Consider the following 19,741-nt stretch of genomic DNA (forward strand, 5'->3'; position numbering starts at 1 on the left):
AAAGTGCTTGATGCGTGGAAATTGCAGGTGAAAAAAGCTGCGGGGGCACGGTAACAACTTTTAAATATTGTTTAAAGGTTACGAAATTATTGTAATTGTGAAATTTAATGATGGATTGTTTGTGAGGAATTAGCGATGCGTCTGGTAAAGCGCGGTTTTACTGGCTAGTATGTTGCGTTTTGTGATCGCGCGCACGGAAGCCTGCCCTAACCAGCGAACTGTTATGTCCTTACCCCATTCTGCTGTATCCCCCGAAGAGCGCGTAGCCAACGTGCTGCGTTCCCCTAAGAAGCTGACGCGCGAAACGCTGGCAGGCGTGATTACCGCCCTGGCTCTGATCCCCGAAGTCATCTCGTTTTCGGTGGTCGCGGGCGTTGACCCGAAGGTCAGCCTGATCGCTTCCGTAGTGCTGTGTCTCGCCCTGTCCGTACTCGGTGGTCGTCCGGCTATGGTCACGGCAGCGGCCGGTTCCGTGGCGCTGGTCATTGGCCCGATGGTGCATCAGCACGGCGTGCAGTACATTCTTCCCGCCGTGCTCATGGCTGGCGTGATTCAGATTCTGTTTGGCGTGCTGGGCATGGCAAGGCTGATGCGCTTTATTCCCCAGTCGGTCATGACCGGGTTTGTTAACGCCCTGGGCATTTTGATCTTCTTAGCTCAGGTGCCGCATTTCTGGAGCCGAAGCCCGCTGATTGTGGGCCTGTTCGTGCTGACGCTGCTGATCGTGCTCTGGGTGCCGCGATATATCAAAAGCATCCCTTCCCCGCTGATTGCGATTTTGCTGTTAACCTTGTTTACCGTTTCAACCGGGCAAAGCCTGCCGACCGTGGGCGATGAAGGCTCAATGAGCGGCAGTTTGCCGGGACTTAGTGAACTTCTGGTCCCCCTCAATTTACAGACGCTGAGCATTATCTGGCCGTGCGCGTTGAGCATCGCCTTTGTCGGCCTGCTGGAGTCCCTGCTCACGGCAAAGCTGGTGGATGAACTGACCGCGACACCGTCAAGTAAACGCCGCGAAAGCATTGGATTAGGCGTCGGCAATATTCTGGCCGGATTTTACGGTGGTATTGCAGGCTGCGCGATGATAGGACAAACCATCGTTAACGTGGAGATGGGGAAAGGCCGAAGCCGCATTTCAACCTTCGCTGCGGGCATCGTGCTGCTGATCCTGGTGACGGCGCTCAGCGAGGTGATGGCCAACATCCCGATGGCGGTGCTGGCGGGCATTATGGCGATCGTCGCCGTCAAAACCTTCAGCTGGCACAGCCTTCAGCCCGCCGCGCTGAAAACGGCCCCGATAGCGGAAACGGTCGTCATGCTGGTCACCGTTGCCGCCACGGTATCAACCAGCAATCTGGCAATTGGCGTACTGGGCGGGATTATCGTCATGGCACTCCTCCCCGCCCGCATTAAGCGTCGGCTTAAAGAAGAAAAATCGTCGCCAGTCCAAGGAAAATAAAGAAACCGCCGGTATCGGTGATGGCGGTGATCATCACGCTCGACCCCACCGCGGGGTCGCGCCCCAGTTTGGTCATGGTCAACGGGATAATGACGCCCATCATCGATGCCACCAGCAAATTCAGCACCATCGCCAGCATCATCACTCCGCCTAACGCCATATCGTCATACAGCCACCAGGTGATGCCGCCCATAATGCCGCCCCACACCAGGCCGTTGATCAGCGCCACGCCCATCTCTCTGAAAATCAGAAAGGCGAAGTTGCCGGGCTGAATATTTTCCAGCGCCAGCGCGCGGACGATCATGGTGATGGTCTGGTTTCCGGTGTTGCCGCCAATCCCGGCCACAATCGGCATCAGCGAGGCCAGCGCCACCAGCTGCGAAATAGTGTGTTCAAAGCCGTCAATCACGCGGGAGGCGATAAACGCGGTACACAGGTTAATGGCCAGCCACGCCCAGCGCGTTTTCACCGCCTTGCCGACGGAGGCATGGACGTCATCTTCTGCGCTGATCCCTCCGAGCGCACGCAGATCGTTATCGGTTTCTTCGTAGACCACGTCAACGATCTCGTCGATGGTCAGACGCCCCATCAGTTTGCCGACGGAATCCACGACGGCAGCACTCACGAGGTCGTCACGTTCGAAGGTTCGCGCCGCTTTCTCCGCATCGTCTTCCGGGGAGAAGACCATCGGCTCGTTTTCCATCACCTCGCTCACCTTCCGCTGGGTGCTGTTGAGCAGGATGGTTTTCAGCTCCAGCTCGCCGAGCAGGGTTTTGTCCCGGGAGGTGACAAACAGTTTATCGGTGTTATCCGGCATTTTGCCCAGGCGACGCAGATAGCGCTGTACGGTACCGAGCGTCACGTCCGGTCGCACCGTGATAACGCCGAACTCCATGATCGCGCCGACGCTGTTTTTCTCATAGTGCATCACCTGACGCACGCGCGCCCGCTCCTCCGCAGGCAGTGACGCCAGCAGGCGACCGGTCAGGTTTCGCGGCAGGTGCTGAACGAGGTAAATCTGCTCGTCGATATCCAGCGTTTGCAGAGCGTCAAGAATATCCCGGTCGCTCATCTCGTCAATCAGGTCGTCCCAGACGTTTTCGGAGGCCTCAAGCAGCACCTGTCCGCGCTCGTGATCCTGTACCAGACGCCAGAGGGCGTGACGTTCTTCCGAGGGAAGCGCTTCAAGGGTGTCCGCCAGATCCGGCGGGGGTAAGTGAGCAACCAGCGCACCTACCTCAGCAATATCGTCGGCCAGAGTGCCGACATCATATTGCTCAGCCAGGGTGAGTTTGCCTAATAGCGTAGAAGTGACCGCTTTATCGGTCGTGAGGAGCCAGATGAGTCGCGCGCGCTCCTGGTCACGCTGTCTGGCGCTGTTTTTCTTTAATACCGACATCAATCATAAATCCATTAAATGAGTTGGGGTTAAGCATAGCGCGGGGATATGTAAATAAGAATAAACAACGGGCCGGGATGGAGAAAAAAGCGGCATTACGGCCACGATCTCTCCCCTCTCCCTGTGGGAGAGGGTTTGGGTGAGGGCATCAGGCCGTACGCGCCACCGCGTCACGCGATGCCGCATCGCGCTCTTCACCGGTCAGCTCGCTCAGCCTGCCGTCGCGCATCTCCAGCAGGCGGTCAGCATGAATGAAGTAGTGATCGTCGTGGCTGATGGCGAAAATGGTTTTGCCCATCTCCTGCATCAGCGGCAGCAGCACCTGATAAAATTCGCGGCGGAAATGCGGGTCCTGATCCGCTGCCCACTCGTCGAGCAGGATGATGTCACGCTCTTCCGCCAGCGCCAGCAGCAGCGCCACGCGCTTTTTCTGCCCTTTGGAAAGCTTCAGGTCGAGGATCTTCCCGTCCTGTAACTCCAGCTTGTGCGACATCTGCAGCTGCGCCAGCCATTTTTCCACCAGCGCCGGATTAGCCTGCTGCCCATCCGGCCCCAGCAGCCGATCGAACAGCCAGACGTCGGTGAATACCGCCGAGAAAAGCTTGCGGTAATCTTCGGGTTTCTCCGCGCTCAGCGCCCTGCCGTCAAGCAAAATCTCGCCCGACTGCGGCTGATAAAGCCCGGTGAGCAGCATAGCCAGCGTCGATTTACCGCTGCCGTTGCCGCCAATCAGGAACAACAGCTCGCCGCGGCGGATCGTCAGGTTGATCGGCCCCACGGAGAAGGCGCTGTCCTGATAGCGGAACGTGACGTTACGTAGCTCGAGCGTCTGCCAGTTCGGGAAGGCCTGCGGGCGCGGAAATTCTGCCTGGAACGGCGCGAGATCGAATTTTTTGAGCTTATTAAAGGCCACCTGCGCACTCAGTAAGGTGGGCAACGCGCCGACCGCCGAGAGCAGCGGCGTGCGCAAAAACAGCAGCGTCAGTGAGTATGTTGCCGCTACGTTAGTGTCCGACCAGCCCAGGCTGTTCGCCATCCAGAATACCAGGCCAATGGCACCCAGCATCATAATGTTTGACCAGTTCACCGCGCTCAGGTGGAAGGTATCGGCGCGAATAATGTGATGCCGGTATTCGCGCGCGTCCGGAATATAGAGATTGTTAAAGATATACTCGGCGCGCTCGCGGTTCAGGGTGAGTTCTTTACGCCCTTCCAGTACCGTCTGGTAATCGTTATAGAGCTTATCTTCGGTTTCGCGTAGCACCGCCATATGTTTATAGACGCGCGACACCAGCATAAAACCGCCCCAGATGGTGATGGCGATCCACAGTGCAGTCACCGCCAGCATTTTGGTGGAGAGCCAGGCGAGATAGGCCGCCGAGCCAAAGGTCAGAATGATCCCCTGCACCAGCTCCGGCAGACGAACGAACGCGATGGTAATGGCGCGCACGTCGCTGGTCAGCCCCGCCAGCAGGGAGGCGCTGCCGAGCTGCTCAACGCGCTCTATTTGGGTGTCCAGGATCCGCTTGATAAACTCACTGCGCAAACGAAAAACGAAATGGTGGCCGAGCGCGGTCAGCGCGAGCTGTGAGCCGAGCGTAACCGCCATCAACAGCAGCAAAAGGCCAAGAAACTCCGGCAATACGGAGAGCGAGGTGTCGACCATTTCTATCAACCGCACGTTAATAAATGCGATCAGGCCAATACCCAGCGCGGCGCTGGCAAGGCTTAACGCCATAACGGCGATGAAGGGCCAGCGATACTGACGCCAGACGAGGAGAAGTAGTTGCATGCAGGCAATCCGGACAATAAAAATCAGCCAGCAGTGTAAACTGCCCTGCGCGGACATCAAGAATAATTCTTATTTTAGTTTATTCATCCCCGCCTGACGGAAGGTCAGATTAAAGCGGTACTCACCCGTGAGGGGGTGGACGCCGGGTTTCAACGGCTGAATGCCGTGATAATAAAGCCGCGATTCCCTGCCCCACACCACCACATCGCCATGTTCCAGCATGATGCGTTTGAGCGGATCGTTGCGGCGTAATCCCCCAAACTGGAAGACGGCGGGCAGACCTAACGATACCGAGACGATAGGCGCGCGCAGATCGGGTTCATCCTTATCCTGATGCAGCGAGAGCTTTGCGCCAACGGCATAGCGGTTAATCAGGCAGGCATCGGGCCGAAAATCAGGATACTCGGCTGCCCCGGCGGCCTCATGGCAAAGCGCCTGAAAAACCGCAGGCATCGGAGGCCAGGGCTGGCCGGTCGCAGGATCGTTCGGGGCATACAGATAGCCCCGCTCGTTCGTCGCCCAGCCCAGTTCGCCGCAGTTGGCCATGGCCACCGACATGGTGTAGCCGCCCGGCGTCACCATATGGCGAAACGGTGAAACCGCTGTGACCTCTTCAATTCCGGCAAGCAACGCCTCCGCACGGGAGAGAGCAAAGCGACGCAGGATAACCGCCCCCGGCGCAAGCGGCTCCTGCCAGGGTTCAGCATCCGCAAAAAGATCGAGCATTATCCCTCCTGACGTTTCGCCTCACGTTTCAGTAATAGCGCTTTTCGCGCCGTTCCCCAGCGGTAGCCCGACAGCACGCCGTCGTTGCGAACCACGCGATGACAGGGGATCACAATTGCCAGCGTGTTTGCCGCACAGGCTCCGGCAACGGCGCGTACCGCCCTGGGCTGGCCAATCGCCTGCGCCACCTGCTGGTAACTTGCCGTTTCGCCGCAGGGAATGTTGCGAAGTGCCTGCCAGACGCGCTGCTGGAAAGCGGTTCCACGAATATCCAGCGGCAGCGCAAGCGGTACGTCGCGATTATCAATACTGGCAATGACCTGGTGGATCCGCTGCACAAAGGCGTCATCCAGCGGCGCGTGCGTAGCTTTTGGAAATTGCGTGGCAAGCTCTGCGGTTACTTCAGCATCGGTGTCACCCAGCAGAATCGCGCAGATCCCCCGCTCGCTTTCGGCGACCAGACAGCGTCCCAACGAACAGTCATCGATGGCATACCGCACGGCCACCTCTCCTTTACGGTACTGCTTCGCCGTCATGCCCAATGCATCATTGGCTTTACGATAATAGCTGCTGCTGTCGGGAAATCCCGCCGCCAGCACGGCATCGGTAATTTTGTCTCCCTGCGCAAGCGCGGTGCGCAGGCGCTGACCCCGCGCAGCCTGCTGCCAGGCTTTTGGCGTCATGCCCGTCACCGACTTAAACAGGCGGTGGAAATGGAAAGGACTCATGGCAACCTGCTCCGCCAGCTTCTCAAGGGTTAACGCAGGATCCTGCTCCAGAAGCCGGCAGGCATGTTCCACTTTTGCCAGCTTCTGCGCCTGCGGATCGCGTTTGTCCGGCATGCAGCGCTTGCACGGGCGAAACCCTGCCTGAGCGGCATGATGGGCATCAGGATAAAAACGGACATTTTTACGCAGCGCGTGGCGGGCGCGACATGACGGACGGCAGAAAATACCCGTTGTCTGCACGGCGAAGACAAACTGATCGTCAGCGAGCGGATCGCGGGCCAGTACGGCCTGCCAGCGATCCTCATCGGTAATTAAGGTTGGGTTTTTCATGATCGGCTCCTCGTATAAGCATACATAGAGCGTGCCTGAGCGCCACCGATAAAAAACCCGCAACCTTGCTTTTTAATTTTTGTCGCTGACCAGGAAACTGTTGAACTGCGGCGAGCTCCAGGTTTTAAACCCGTCGCCCTCTTTAACAATCATATAAACCGCCAGCCCTTCCTGACGGACCACCTCTTTAGCTTTTTCCGGGCCGAGAACCATTAACCCGGTATCCCAGGCATCCGCTTCCAGCGCGGTGGGGGCAATGACCGTCACTGAGACCAGATTATGCGTGATGGGGCGCCCGGTCTGCGGATCGATAACATGTGAAATACGCTTCCCGTCAAGCTCGTAATAGTTACGATAGCTTCCGGATGTACTGATGCCATGTCCGTTGATATCCACTATCGCCTGCACGGCATTTTGCCGATCGGTTGGTTTTTGAATCGCTACGCGCCACGGCTTATCGCTGGCGTTCATGCCCCGACTGACCAACGCGCCGCCAACCGAGACCAGATAACGGGAAATCCCTTCCTGCGCCATCAGTGCAGCAAGATGATCCGCCGCATAGCCTTCCCCGACCGTCGACAGGTCGACAAACAGATCGGGGATATCTTTTTGCAGGTACTGCTGCCCGTACTGGTTGATCACCGTCAGATGCTGCAGCCCCGTTCGGGCGCGGGCGTCATCAATGGCCGCCTGTTCAGGCGTCTTCACCGGCTGTTTATTCGGGCCAAATCCCCAGAGGTTCACCAGAGGGCCGACGGTCACATCCATCGCCCCGTTAGTTTTGTAACCCACGCGTATGGATTCAGTCACGATATCGGCCATCGCCTCGCTCACCGGCCACAGAGAGGTACTGGTGGAGAGATTAAAGCGCATCAGCGCCGAGTCATTTTTATAGGTTGAGAGCAGCTGATCGTCGGCGTCCAGCTGCGCCTGAATTTTGCCGCGAAGCTCATCCGTGCGAGTTTTATCGAGGTTCATCACGCTGACGCGCCAGAAGGTTCCCATCGTTTTGCCTTCGAGCACCGTCGCGGCGGGTGCATCGGTTTTCGCCACGGGCGCGGGATCGTCACACGCGGTCAGGAAAAAAAGCATAGCCAGAAAGCTGGCGCGTAAAAAAGTCATGTCCATTCATTATTATCCTCATGCCAGGGCGGCAAGAGTACACCAAAACGGGTGAGTAGTGAGAATCGGGGAAGCACAAAAAGGGGCCATCAGGCCCCTTACGTCACACGATAAAGCGATTAGAACTGGTAAACCAGGCCCAGCGCTACGATATCGTCAGTACCGATACCCGCCTGACGGGTGAATTCATTTTCATCAACCAGGTTGATTTTGTAATCCACATAGGTGGACATGTTTTTGTTGAAGTAGTAAGTCGCACCAACGTCAACATATTTCAGCAGATCCTGATCGCCGTAACCTTCGATGTCTTTGCCTTTAGACTGCAGGTAGGCCACGGATGGACGCAGACCGAAGTCGAACTGGTACTGAGCAACCACTTCGAAGTTCTGCGCTTTGTTAGCAAAACCGTAAGCGGTAGTCGGGCTGTCGCCATTAGAGGTACCGAAACGAGTTGCGTTGTAGGTCTGGGAGTACTGCGCTGCCAGATAGATGTTGTTGGCATCGTATTTCAGGCCGCCAGAATAAACTTCTGCGTTATCACCATGACCGTAAACGCTTGCACCGTTCTGATCGGCGGTACGTTTGGAGGAGGACATTGCGCCACCTACGCTGAAGCCTTCGCCCAGGTTATAGGTCACGGAAGCACCGTAGCCGTCGCCGTTCTGTTTCAGCAGGCTGCGTCCACCCACGTTTTCACCGCTTACGCTGCCGTTTTTACCCTGATACTGCAGAGCAAAGTTCAGACCATCCACCAGACCAAAGAAGTCCTGGTTACGGTAGGTCGCAACGCCGTTAGCACGGGACTGCAGGAAGTTGTCTGCGCCGTAGGTATCGCCACCAAATTCTGGCAGAACGTCAGTCCAGGAGGTTACGTCGTAGATTACGCCGTAGTTACGACCGTAATCGAAAGACCCCGCGTCACCAAATTTAAGACCTGCAAACGCCACACGCGTCCAGGCATCATTTTCGCTTTCGGAGGTGTTGCCCTGGATCTGGTATTCCCACTGGCCGTAGCCGGTCAGCTGATCGTTAACCTGAGTTTCGCCCTTGAAGCCGAGACGCATGTAGGTCTGGTCGCCGTCGGCACCCTTGTCGTCAGAGAAATAGTGCAGACCATCGACTTTACCGTACAGATCTAATTTGTTGCCATCTTTGTTATAAATTTCGGCCGCATTTGCTGCGCCTGCCACCAGGAGTGCTGGTACCAGGAGGGACAGTACTTTAACTTTCATTTTATTAACCCTCTGTTATATGCCTTATAATTGCCACTGCTTACTGGTTAACCCTCATTAACCAGTCGGCAATTTCATTCTCCGCAAAATTACAGAATAATCCAATGCGAATATGATACGAAAACTTTGAAGATGTTTCATTTATCTATCAACATGTTTCAAAATGTAAATATCAAGGAACTTTTACAAAGCACAAATAGCTTAGAAAATTAGCACTTATAATCAAACGAAAAATACAACGCATATAAATCAATAGTTTACAATAAAATCCGTTACAGCACTGAATGACAAAACAAGATCGCACCTAATCTCTAAAATAACTCTCGCTATCATCATTAACTTTATTTATTACCGTCATTCAATTTTGAATGTCTGTTTATCCCTAATTGAGCCGAATGCTTCGCATTCGGTTTTTTTTTACCTTTCTTTACGTAACTTCTCATTTTTTGTGCTACCGATCCGAAATTGTAACGACTATTAACTAATTTCTCACCGGCTATCCTTCTCTGGCACGCAAATGATATAGCGCTTAATTTCTTGTTAATTCGTGCTATTTGCTGGCTTAGCGCACTTATTATTTGTACGCGCACGGCGAGTTTGTACACGTTTATTGCTCCATCCACCGCCGATATTGTCCAGTGAAAAAGTCGCCTCTTCCCGGACAGTGGCGCTGGAAATTCAGTTATTACCCTTTATACTGCCCTATCGCCACAGAGCACGACCACAACGGGTTAAAGATATCAATGAGTCAGACTGAAACCACCGCCCCGAGCAAATTCTCCCTCCTTCCCGGGAGCATCACCCGTTTCTTTCTTCTTTTGATCGTTGTGCTGTTAGTGACCATGGGGGTGATGGTACAAAGCGCGGTTAATGCATGGCTGAAGGATAAGAGCTATCAGGTCGTCGATATCACCCACGCCGTCCATAAGCGCATAGATACCTGGCGCTACGCCACATGGCAGATTTACGACAATATCGCGGCCGCACCTGCCTCCTCGTCCGGAGATGGACTTCAGGAGACGCGGCTTAAGCAGGATGTCTATTACCTCGAAAAACCGCAGCGTAAAACCGAGGCGCTTATTTTTGGCTCTCATGACAGCGCGACGCTTGAGATGACGCAGCGTATTTCGACCTATCTGGATACCCTCTGGGGTGCCGAAACGGTGCCATGGTCGATGTATTATCTGAATGGTCAGGACAACAGCATGATCCTGATCTCTACGCTGCCGTTAAAAGATCTCTCTTCCGGTTTTAAAGAGACCACCGTGGGCAGCATCGTCGATTCCCGCCGGGCAGAGATGCTGCAACAGGCGAATGCGCTGGATGAACGTGAGAGCTTCTCTTCTCTGCGCCGTCTGGCATGGCAAAACGGTCATTATTTTACTCTGCGCACCACGTTCAACCAGCCAGGACATCTGGCGACGGTGGTCGCCTTCGATTTACCGATAAATGATTTAATCCCACCGGACATGCCGCTCGATAGTTTCCGTCTGGAGCCCGACAGCAGCACTCAAAACATGCGTGCGGCATCTGACAAAGAGGCCGCAGAGAGCGTATCGATCTCCTTTAACGGCTCGAAAATCGAAATTGCCTCATCCCTGAACTCGACCGGTATGCGTCTGGTGTGGCAGGTGCCGTTTGGCACGCTGCTGCTGGATACCCTGCAAAATATCCTGCTGCCTCTGCTGCTGAATATCGGTCTGCTGGCGCTGGCCCTGTTTGGGTACAGCACCTTCCGTTTCCAGTCGGGGCGTCAAAGCGACGCCTCTGCGGTTCCTGCCGGCACCAGCAATGAGCTGCGCGTATTACGCGCGCTGAATGAAGAGATTGTTTCCGTGCTGCCGCTTGGGGTCTTAGTTCACGACCAGGAAGCGAATCGTACGGTGATGAGCAACAAAATTGCCGACCATCTGCTGCCGCATCTTAACCTGCAGAATATCACCACCATGGCGGATCAGCACCAGGGGGTGATTCAGGCCACCATCAACAATGAACTGTACGAGATCCGCCAGTTCCGCAGCCAGGTGGCTCCACGCACGCAAATCTTCATCATCCGCGATCAGGATCGCGAAGTGCTGGTGAATAAAAAGCTCAAGCAGGCGCAAAGGCTGTATGAGAAAAACCAGCAGGGGCGCGCCGCATTTATGCAGAACATTGGCGATGCCTTCAAGCAGCCGTTAAAAACGCTGGCGACCCAGGCGGCGGCGTTAAATACGTCAGAAAGCCACCAGCTTGCCTGTCAGGCCGACTCGCTGGTCAGAATGGTTGATGAGATCCAGCTGGCGAACATGCTGGAGAATGATTTCTGGAAGGGAACGCCAAGCCTCTTCTCTATTCAGGCTCTGATTGATGAAGTGGTTCCGGAAGTCCTGCCCGTGATTAAGCGCAAAGGGCTGCAGCTGCTGATCAATAACAATCTCCCGGCAAATGACGAACGCCACGGCGATCGTGAAGCGTTGCGCCGCATACTGTTGATGATTATTCAGTACGCGGTGACCACCACGCAGATTGGCAAGATCACCCTTGAAGTCAGTACGGAAGAGTCGGCAGAAGACCGCCTGACGTTCCGCATCCTGGACACCGGGGAAGGCGTCACCACGAGTGAAATTGATAATCTGCACTTCCCGTTCCTGAATGACACGCAAAGCGATCGCTACGGCAAGGCAAATGCCCTTACCTTCTGGCTATGCGATCAGCTGGCGCGTAAGCTCGGCGGCCATCTCAATATCAAGGCCCGCGAATCTCTCGGCACCCGCTATTCTCTGCACGTGAAAATGGCCGCCAATCCGCAGGAAGAAGATGAAGAACGTCTGCTGGATGATGTCGTGGTGATGGTCGATGTAACGTCGAACGAGATCCGCAATATTGTCGTTCGCCAGTTAGAAAACTGGGGGGCGGCCTGCATCACGCCGGATGAAAGACTTGCAAGTCAAGAATTTGATCTGTTTTTAACTGATAATCCGTCTAATCTTACTGCCTCCGGCTTGCTTTTAAGCGATGATGAGTCAGGCGTGCGGAAAATCGGCCCTGGCCAGCTGCGCGTCAACTTTAATATAAGCAATGCGATGCAGGAAGCTGTACTACAACTAATAGAAGAGCAGCTGGCGCAGGAAGAGATAGCGGAATCCCCGCTTGGCGGTAATGAAAATGCCGAGCTTCACGCCAGCGGATACTATTCACTCTTTGTTGATACAGTACCAGATGATGTTAAGCGGTTGTATACTGAGTCCGCTGCGAATGATTTTGCAGCGCTGGCACAGACAGCACACCGGCTTAAAGGGGTGTTTGCCATGCTTAATCTGGTTCCCGGCAAGCAGTTATGTGAAACGCTGGAACATCTAATTCGTGAGAAAGATGCCTCTGGCATTGAAAAATACATCAGCGACATTGACGCCTACGTCAAAAGCTTGCTGTAGCAAGGTAGCCTTATACATGAACAATATGAACGTAATTATTGCCGATGACCATCCGATTGTACTGTTCGGTATTCGCAAATCACTTGAACAGATCGAGTGGGTGAATGTAGTCGGTGAATTTGAAGACTCTACAGCACTGATCAATAACCTCCCAAAGCTTGATGCGCACGTGCTCATTACCGACCTCTCCATGCCTGGAGACAAATACGGTGATGGGATCACGCTCATCAAATATATTAAACGCCACTTCCCGGATATCTCGATCATTGTTCTGACCATGAACAACAACCCGGCGATCCTGAGCGCGGTACTGGATCTGGACATCGAAGGGATTGTGCTGAAACAGGGCGCTCCGACCGATCTGCCAAAAGCGCTCGCAGCGCTGCAGAAAGGCAAGAAGTTCACGCCTGAAAGCGTTTCTCGTCTGCTGGAAAAAATCAGCGCGGGTGGATACGGTGACAAACGTCTGTCTCCGAAAGAGAGTGAAGTTCTGCGCCTGTTCGCAGAAGGTTTCCTGGTGACCGAGATTGCCAAGAAGCTGAACCGCAGTATTAAAACCATCAGCAGCCAGAAGAAATCAGCGATGATGAAGCTGGGCGTGGACAACGATATTGCACTGCTGAACTATCTCTCCTCCGTCACGCTGAGCGCAACGGACAAGGATTGATCCCGACGGGTGTGCGGCCTGATGCCCTCACCCCATCCCTCTCCCACCGGGAGAAGGGGAAAAACATAAAAGGCCCTTGCGGGCCTTTTTTATATTCTGGTTTTTCTCACGCGCTCCGCGTAAATCGACAAGGTCTGCTTCAGCACGTCCAGCGTCACCGGTTTGGACAGACAGCTGTCCATCCCTGACTCCAGACAGCGCTGCTTCTCTTCCGCCAGCGCGTTCGCCGTTACGCCCACCACCGGCAACGTCAGGCCAAGCTGCCGGATGCGCTGCGTCAGACGGTAGCCGTCCATGTTAGGCATGTTGACGTCACTCAGCACGATATCAATATGATTCTTACTCAGCACGTTCAGCGCATCCACGCCGTCATTGGCGGTTTTGCACTGATAGCCCAGCGATCCAAGCTGGTCAGCCAGCAGGCGACGGTTAATTGGATGGTCATCCACCACCAGAATCATCATATCGTCATTCACCGACGCCAGAGACTCCGGTGACGGCAATCCGCCCGCGCCGTCGCTCTCTTCCAGTTCCACTTTGTAGATGCGCGCCAGCAGGCTCAACAGCTCGTGCGGGGTTGCGACACTGTGTACCCATTCTCCTGGCGCACGCTCAACCGGGATACCGATGTGGCGACGGCAGAAGAGCACTGACCCTCTCCCCTGCCACGGCAGCTCCAGCATCTCGTCGGCGATCAGCACATCGTCCACGTCCGGCGTTTGACCTTCATAGCGGCACACTCTCACTCCGCTGTGGGTAAGCAGCGCCGTCAGATAGTCATTCAGCGAGGCGTTATGCACCGCCAGCCAGCAGCGCTTGTCGCTCAGCCCGTCTACCGTCGCTTTAGCCGGATATTGCGCCGAATAAAGCGGAATGCGAATGGTGAACTGGCTGCCCATGCCGGGCTCGGTATCCACGGAGATATCGCCGTCCATCATGCTGACGAGCTTCTCACAAATCGCCAGCCCCAGTCCGGTTCCCTGGAAGTTACGCTGCACACCGGTACCGACCTGGAAGAACGGGTCGAACAGACGAACCACCTCCTTCGCCGGGATGCCGACCCCCGTGTCGCGCACGCGAATGCTCAGGTAATCTCCTGCCCGGCAGACGTGCAACACAATACAGCCGGTATCGGTGAATTTGATGGCGTTGCTGAGCAGGTTAGAGATGACCTGCTGCAGGCGCATCGGATCGCCGTGCAGCGTCAGCGGCACGTCCGGTTCGATAAAGCAGTAGAGCCCCAGCTGTTTACGCACGACCAGCGGCAGATAGTTGGCGCTGATGTGGTTCATCACCTCGCGCGGTGAGAATTCCCGCGGCTCAATTTTCAGCTGCTCAGACTCAATTTTAGAGAAGTCGAGAATATCGCTAATGATTTTCAGCAGCAGGCTGGAGGAGTTGTTCATCGCCGTCACCAGTCTGTCGACTCCTTTCGGCAATTCCTTCGTCTGCAGCAGATCGAGGTTACCGATAATCCCGTACAGCGGCGTGCGCAGCTCGTGGCTTACGGTCGCAAGGAACATGGATTTCGACTGACTCGCCTGCTCTGCGGCCTGCGCCATCTCCTGTAACGACTCTTCCATTTTCACGCGTGCGGAAACATCCACCAGCACGCAAATCGCCACGTTTTCATTGCGATAGCGGGAGTGCACGAAGCTGATCTGCAGATTGGTGTGCGTACTGGTCAACACGTCGACGAAGTTAACCTGCTGGCCGCAGATAATTTGCGTCAGCCTCTGCCGGTCTTCATGCGTCAGCATGTTCAGGTAGTTATGCGCCAGTTCATTACTCAGGATGTTGGTTCCGTCCTGGGTACGCAGAATACAGATCCCCACCGGCGCCGAGGCGACAATCTTGCGGTTAAACTGCTCGTGTTCCTCGAGCCGCTGGGCGTCGCTTTCTGCGGGAATAAAGATTTTCCGCTCATACATGCGCGCCAGCGTGAACAGCGCGCCCCCCGCCAGCAGGTTCAGCAGAATCGCATTCATGATAAGAATGCGTATCCGCTCAAGCACCATATCCACCGGCAGCGAATAGACGATACTCAGCGACGAAGGCGGCAGGCTCTTCTTCAGGACCAGCTCGCGGAAACCCGAGGTATAGCCAAACCACGACCGCTCCTGCATCCAGTGCGGTTCGACGTTTAGACGGTTATCGGGCCCGGCAAGGGAGATCAGCTGATGACCATTTTCATCCAGAATGGTCACCCCCATGGGCAGGCTGCCCGGGGTGAAGAAGTTCTCCATGCGAATGGTCTGCTCAATCCCCATCAGCGCCTGCAGGCGATTGCCCAGATAGACCGGCGTCAGGGCGTAAAAATACCCCACGCCCGGGCGCGGGCCCTGGCTCACCCAGAAGATGTTATTCCCGCGCTCGTCCTGCGGCGCATTGCGGTATTTCACAATACGTTCATGCAGGCTTTTCAGCGCATCATCACGCTCAACGGGCACATCGCGCAGGCCAAAGTCAGCCATGCAAAGATTCTCGCTGCCAATCAGGAAGACGCGGTTCAGGTCATAGGCGGCGGAGAAATTGTCGCGCCAGTAGCGCATAAACCAGGCAAGGGATTCCAGCGACCCGCGCCAGGTATTGCTCATGGTGGAGCAATCGGAATCCGGGAACAGCGGCTGGAAGTCCGGGACCTCGGTTTTGTCATCACGCCCGCGAAGCGCAAGGATGCCGTTTTCCGCCGTCAGACGATTTTCGGCAATATACTTCAGCTCCTTCATGACGTCAGACGTTCGCTGAATGTAGCGCTGGGCCTGGTCGGAGCTTAAGTTAAACTCCTGGCGGATCTCCGCTTCTTTCTGGTGCAGGGCGTTAACGATGTAAAACACCGAGAACAGGGCCACCAGCAGCCAAAGCAGGAGCGCCAGCGCCCGAAACAGATAGCGAGAGACTTTCAGCGTAGTACGAAAGGAGACGAGGTATTTCAAGGGGGCGAGGCTCCGCCGTCGGGGTCAAAAGAATGTGGTTAAGGTAGCGGTAAACGCGCCAGGTCGCAACGTTGACTTATCTGCTAATGCAAAAGAAAAGGGCCGGAATCCGGCCCTTTTTTGCATCAGGAGACATTACTCGTCAGCGTCATCCGCTACGTCATCGTCGGTGTCGGCTTCCGGCGCGATATCATCATCGCCTTCCGCAACGCTGCCGTCGATGGAGTCGAGCTCTTCGTCATCCACCGGCTCGGCAACGCGCTGCAGACCCACTACGTTTTCATCTTCCGCTGTACGGATGAGGATCACGCCCTGGGTGTTACGACCCACCACGCTGATCTCAGACACGCGGGTACGCACCAGCGTACCGGCATCGGTGATCATCATGATCTGATCCGCATCGTCCACCTGCACCGCGCCGACAACGGAACCGTTGCGCTCGGTCACCTTGATGGAGATAACGCCCTGCGTACCGCGAGACTTGGTTGGGTATTCCCCTTCCGCCGTACGTTTACCGTAACCATTCTGCGTCACGGTCAGGATAGCCCCTTCACCGCGCGGAATAATCAGAGAAACAACGCTGTCTTCGCCAGCCAGCTTGATACCACGAACTCCCGTCGCGGTACGGCCCATTGCACGGACGGCGTCTTCTTTGAAGCGCACCACTTTACCGGCCGCAGAGAACAGCATGACTTCATCAGATCCCGAGGTCAGATCCACGCCAATCAGCTCGTCGCCTTCGTTCAGGTTCACGGCGATAATACCGGCAGAACGCGGACGGCTGAATTCGGTCAGCGCGGTTTTCTTCACGGTACCGCTGGCGGTCGCCATAAAGACGTTCACGCCCTCTTCGTACTCGCGTACCGGCAGAATAGCGGTGATACGTTCGTTCGCTTCCAGCGGCAGCAGGTTAACGATTGGACGACCACGCGCGCCGCGGCTTGCTTCTGGCAGCTGATAGACTTTCATCCAGTACAGACGACCGCGGCTGGAGAAGCAGAGGATCGTGTCGTGGGTGTTCGCCACCAGCAGTCGGTCAATAAAGTCTTCTTCTTTAATACGTGCTGCAGATTTACCTTTACCGCCACGACGCTGTGCTTCGTAGTCCGTTAACGGCTGATACTTCACGTAGCCCTGGTGAGACAGGGTCACAACAACGTCTTCCTGGTTGATCAGGTCTTCGATGTTGATGTCCGCGCTGTTGGCGGTGATTTCGGTGCGGCGCTCGTCGCCGAACTGATCGCGGACCAGCTCCAGCTCTTCGCGGATCACTTCCATCAGGCGCTCTGCGCTGCCCAGAATGTGCAGCAGCTCAGCAATCTGTTCCAGCAGCTCTTTGTATTCGTCGAGCAGTTTTTCATGCTCAAGGCCGGTCAGTTTCTGCAGACGCAGATCCAGAATCGCCTGGGCCTGCTGTTCCGTCAGGTAGTACTGACCGTCACGCACGCCGAATTCAGGTTCCAGCCACTCAGGACGCGCCGCGTCATCGCCCGCACGTTCCAGCATCGCGGCGACGTTGCCCAGATCCCACGGACGGGAAATCAGCGCAGTTTTCGCTTCTGCCGGGGTTGGCGCACGACGGATCAGTTCGATGATCGGGTCGATGTTGGCCAGCGCAACCGCCAGCGCTTCAAGGATGTGCGCACGATCGCGCGCTTTGCGCAGTTCGAAGATGGTACGACGGGTCACCACTTCACGGCGGTGACGGACGAACGCGCTCAGGATCTCTTTCAGGTTCATGATCTTCGGCTGACCATGGTGCAGCGCAACCATGTTGATACCGAAGGAGACCTGAAGCTGAGTCTGGGAGTACAGGTTGTTCAGCACAACCTCACCCACCGCGTCGCGTTTGATCTCAATCACGATGCGCATACCGTCTTTGTCAGACTCATCACGCAGCGCGCTGATGCCTTCAACACGTTTTTCTTTTACCAGCTCGGCGATTTTTTCAATCAGACGCGCTTTGTTCACCTGATACGGGATCTCGTGAACAATAATGGTTTCACGGCCGGTTTTAGCATCCGCTTCCACTTCGGCGCGGGCACGGATGTAAATCTTGCCGCGGCCGGTACGGTACGCTTCTTCAATGCCGCGACGACCGTTGATGATCGCCGCCGTCGGGAAGTCCGGGCCCGGAATGTGTGTCATCAGCCCTTCAATGCTGATGTCTTCATCGTCGATATAGGCCAGACAGCCGTTGATCACTTCCGTGATGTTGTGCGGCGGAATGTTGGTTGCCATACCGACCGCGATACCGGAAGAACCGTTAACCAACAGGTTCGGGATCTTGGTTGGCATCACATCTGGGATGCGCTCGGTGCCGTCGTAGTTATCGACGAAATCAACGGTCTCTTTTTCCAGGTCGGCCATCAGCTCATGAGCGATTTTCGACATACGGATTTCCGTATAACGCATCGCCGCAGCGGAGTCGCCGTCGACTGAACCAAAGTTACCCTGACCATCTACCAGCATGTAGCGCAAGGAGAATGGCTGCGCCATACGAACGATGGTGTCATAAACGGCGGTATCACCATGCGGGTGATATTTACCGATGACGTCACCGACGACGCGGGCAGATTTTTTATAGGCTTTATTCCAGTCATTGCCCAATACGTTCATGGCGTATAGTACGCGACGGTGTACCGGCTTCAGGCCATCGCGGACGTCCGGCAGCGCACGGCCAACAATGACCGACATCGCATAGTCCAGATAGGAGCTCTTCAGCTCTTCCTCGATGTTAACCGGTGTAATTTCTCTCGCAAGGTCGCTCATCTAACCGCTATCCCTCTACTGTATCCCGGATTCAAAGGTCGCAAATTATAACACAGCCGAGGTGATTGAGGTAAACCTATACGCTTTATTCACGGGGATTGCCTGATATACTCCTTTGTCTTGCTAAATAAGGAGTAAAAGCGCCCATGAATGCCGAAAAATCCCCGATGGCTCACAACGTTGACCACGAAGAGATTGCCAAATTTGAAGCGGTGGCGTCCCGCTGGTGGGATCTCGAAGGTGAGTTCAAACCGCTGCATCGCATTAATCCGCTGCGTCTGGGCTATATCGCGGAGCGTTCCGGCGGCCTGTTCGGTAAGAAAGTGCTCGACGTCGGCTGCGGCGGCGGCATCCTCGCGGAAAGCATGGCGCGCGAAGGGGCGAACGTCACGGGCCTGGATATGGGCTTTGAACCTCTGCAGGTTGCCCGTCTTCATGCGCTGGAGTCTGGCATACAGGTAGACTACGTGCAGGAAACCGTGGAAGAACACGCGGCAAAACACGCCCATCAGTACGATGTGGTGACCTGCATGGAGATGCTGGAGCACGTACCCGATCCGCAGTCGGTGGTACATGCCTGTGCAAAACTGGTGAAGCCGGGCGGCCAGGTCTTCTTCTCAACCATCAACCGTAACGGTAAAGCGTGGCTGATGGCCGTCGTTGGCGCGGAGTATGTACTGCGCATGGTGCCGAAAGGGACGCACGACGTGAAGAAATTCATCAAGCCTGCGGAGCTGTTAAGCTGGGTTGACCAGACGTGGCTCAAAGAGCAGCACATCACCGGCCTGCACTACAATCCGCTAACCAATAAATTCAAACTCGCACCGGGCGTTGATGTTAACTATATGTTGCACACAACCGCCAAAAACGACTAACGTCATTCGTTATTCTTATAAAGATTGCGCGACATCATGTTGCGCAATTCTGACCTCCCGTTGAAGAAATCAGCACTCGATCAAATTTTGAATTTTTTTTCTTAATTATTGACATGTCTTCCAGGCCTTACGGTACGAGGACTTAGCCTTTTTTACCCTTTCACAACCTCAATTTAACGCCAAAATCAACCCTTGTGCTGAAAAGATTCGATACTAGAATACTCACCATATAGCGTTTTTCTTATCGCAAACCCCCTACATGTAGTATTTATCCACAGAGTTAGTCA

At 55.1% G+C, this 19,741-nt stretch carries 12 protein-coding genes; 4 read left to right on the plus strand and 8 right to left on the minus strand.

Features of this window, described 5'->3' with window-relative positions; translation table 11 throughout:
- Positions 1-169: 169 nt before the first annotated feature.
- Entirely contained in the window at positions 170-1,459 is a 1,290-nt protein-coding gene (locus FOY93_RS15255; RefSeq protein WP_133294835.1) for a SulP family inorganic anion transporter, read from the plus strand.
- Here the strand turns inward: FOY93_RS15255 and mgtE are convergent.
- The 6 genes from mgtE to FOY93_RS15285 all read right to left on the minus strand — a co-directional run bounded on the left by mgtE (position 1,422) and on the right by FOY93_RS15285 (position 8,788).
- Positions 1,422-2,858: a magnesium transporter gene (gene mgtE / locus FOY93_RS15260; protein WP_069303099.1), complete on the minus strand. Its 1,437-nt coding sequence runs from the start codon at positions 2,856-2,858 to the stop codon at positions 1,422-1,424. The two genes, FOY93_RS15255 and mgtE, sit on opposite strands and share 38 nt — an antisense overlap.
- A gap of 148 nt (positions 2,859-3,006) precedes the next feature.
- On the minus strand, positions 3,007-4,650 hold the full coding sequence (locus FOY93_RS15265) for a multidrug ABC transporter permease/ATP-binding protein (RefSeq protein WP_143345338.1): 1,644 nt from the start codon (positions 4,648-4,650) through the stop codon (positions 3,007-3,009).
- 69 nt (positions 4,651-4,719) lie between these two features.
- A complete protein-coding gene (alkB, locus tag FOY93_RS15270) occupies positions 4,720-5,376 on the minus strand; it encodes a DNA oxidative demethylase AlkB (protein WP_133294837.1) in 657 nt (218 codons plus the stop codon).
- Entirely contained in the window at positions 5,376-6,434 is a 1,059-nt protein-coding gene (ada, locus tag FOY93_RS15275; protein ID WP_133294838.1) for a bifunctional DNA-binding transcriptional regulator/O6-methylguanine-DNA methyltransferase Ada, read from the minus strand. Before ada ends, alkB begins: the two co-directional genes overlap by 1 nt.
- A 72-nt stretch (positions 6,435-6,506) precedes the next feature.
- Complete coding sequence (apbE, locus tag FOY93_RS15280; RefSeq protein WP_133294839.1) at positions 6,507-7,562, minus strand: FAD:protein FMN transferase ApbE; 1,056 nt, start codon at positions 7,560-7,562, stop codon at positions 6,507-6,509.
- 113 nt (positions 7,563-7,675) lie between these two features.
- Positions 7,676-8,788 (minus strand): porin OmpC, encoded by a 1,113-nt coding sequence (locus FOY93_RS15285; RefSeq protein ID WP_033146057.1) that lies wholly within the window; start codon positions 8,786-8,788, stop codon positions 7,676-7,678.
- 743 nt (positions 8,789-9,531) lie between these two features.
- Between FOY93_RS15285 and rcsD the strand changes: the two genes are divergently transcribed.
- Together rcsD and rcsB are read left to right on the plus strand one after the other, a co-directional pair.
- Positions 9,532-12,204 (plus strand): phosphotransferase RcsD, encoded by a 2,673-nt coding sequence (rcsD, locus tag FOY93_RS15290; RefSeq protein ID WP_111965291.1) that lies wholly within the window; start codon positions 9,532-9,534, stop codon positions 12,202-12,204.
- A gap of 16 nt (positions 12,205-12,220) precedes the next feature.
- A complete protein-coding gene (gene rcsB, locus FOY93_RS15295) occupies positions 12,221-12,871 on the plus strand; it encodes a response regulator transcription factor RcsB (protein ID WP_003859405.1) in 651 nt (216 codons plus the stop codon).
- 89 nt (positions 12,872-12,960) lie between these two features.
- On the opposite strand, the gene rcsC is transcribed toward rcsB, so the two are convergent.
- A complete protein-coding gene (rcsC, locus tag FOY93_RS15300; protein WP_127731758.1) occupies positions 12,961-15,807 on the minus strand; it encodes a two-component system sensor histidine kinase RcsC in 2,847 nt (948 codons plus the stop codon).
- Between the two features lie 135 nt (positions 15,808-15,942).
- Positions 15,943-18,579 carry a DNA topoisomerase (ATP-hydrolyzing) subunit A gene (gene gyrA / locus FOY93_RS15305; protein ID WP_111965289.1) on the minus strand — a complete coding sequence of 879 codons (2,637 nt, stop codon included), beginning with the start codon at positions 18,577-18,579 and terminating at the stop codon, positions 15,943-15,945.
- A 146-nt stretch (positions 18,580-18,725) separates the two neighbouring features.
- Between gyrA and ubiG the strand changes: the two genes are divergently transcribed.
- Entirely contained in the window at positions 18,726-19,454 is a 729-nt protein-coding gene (ubiG, locus tag FOY93_RS15310; protein WP_133294841.1) for a bifunctional 2-polyprenyl-6-hydroxyphenol methylase/3-demethylubiquinol 3-O-methyltransferase UbiG, read from the plus strand.
- Positions 19,455-19,741: the final 287 nt, after the last annotated feature.

The sequence above is a fragment of the Enterobacter sp. 18A13 genome (genome assembly GCF_007035975.1).
Lineage (GTDB): Bacteria > Pseudomonadota > Gammaproteobacteria > Enterobacterales > Enterobacteriaceae > Enterobacter > Enterobacter vonholyi.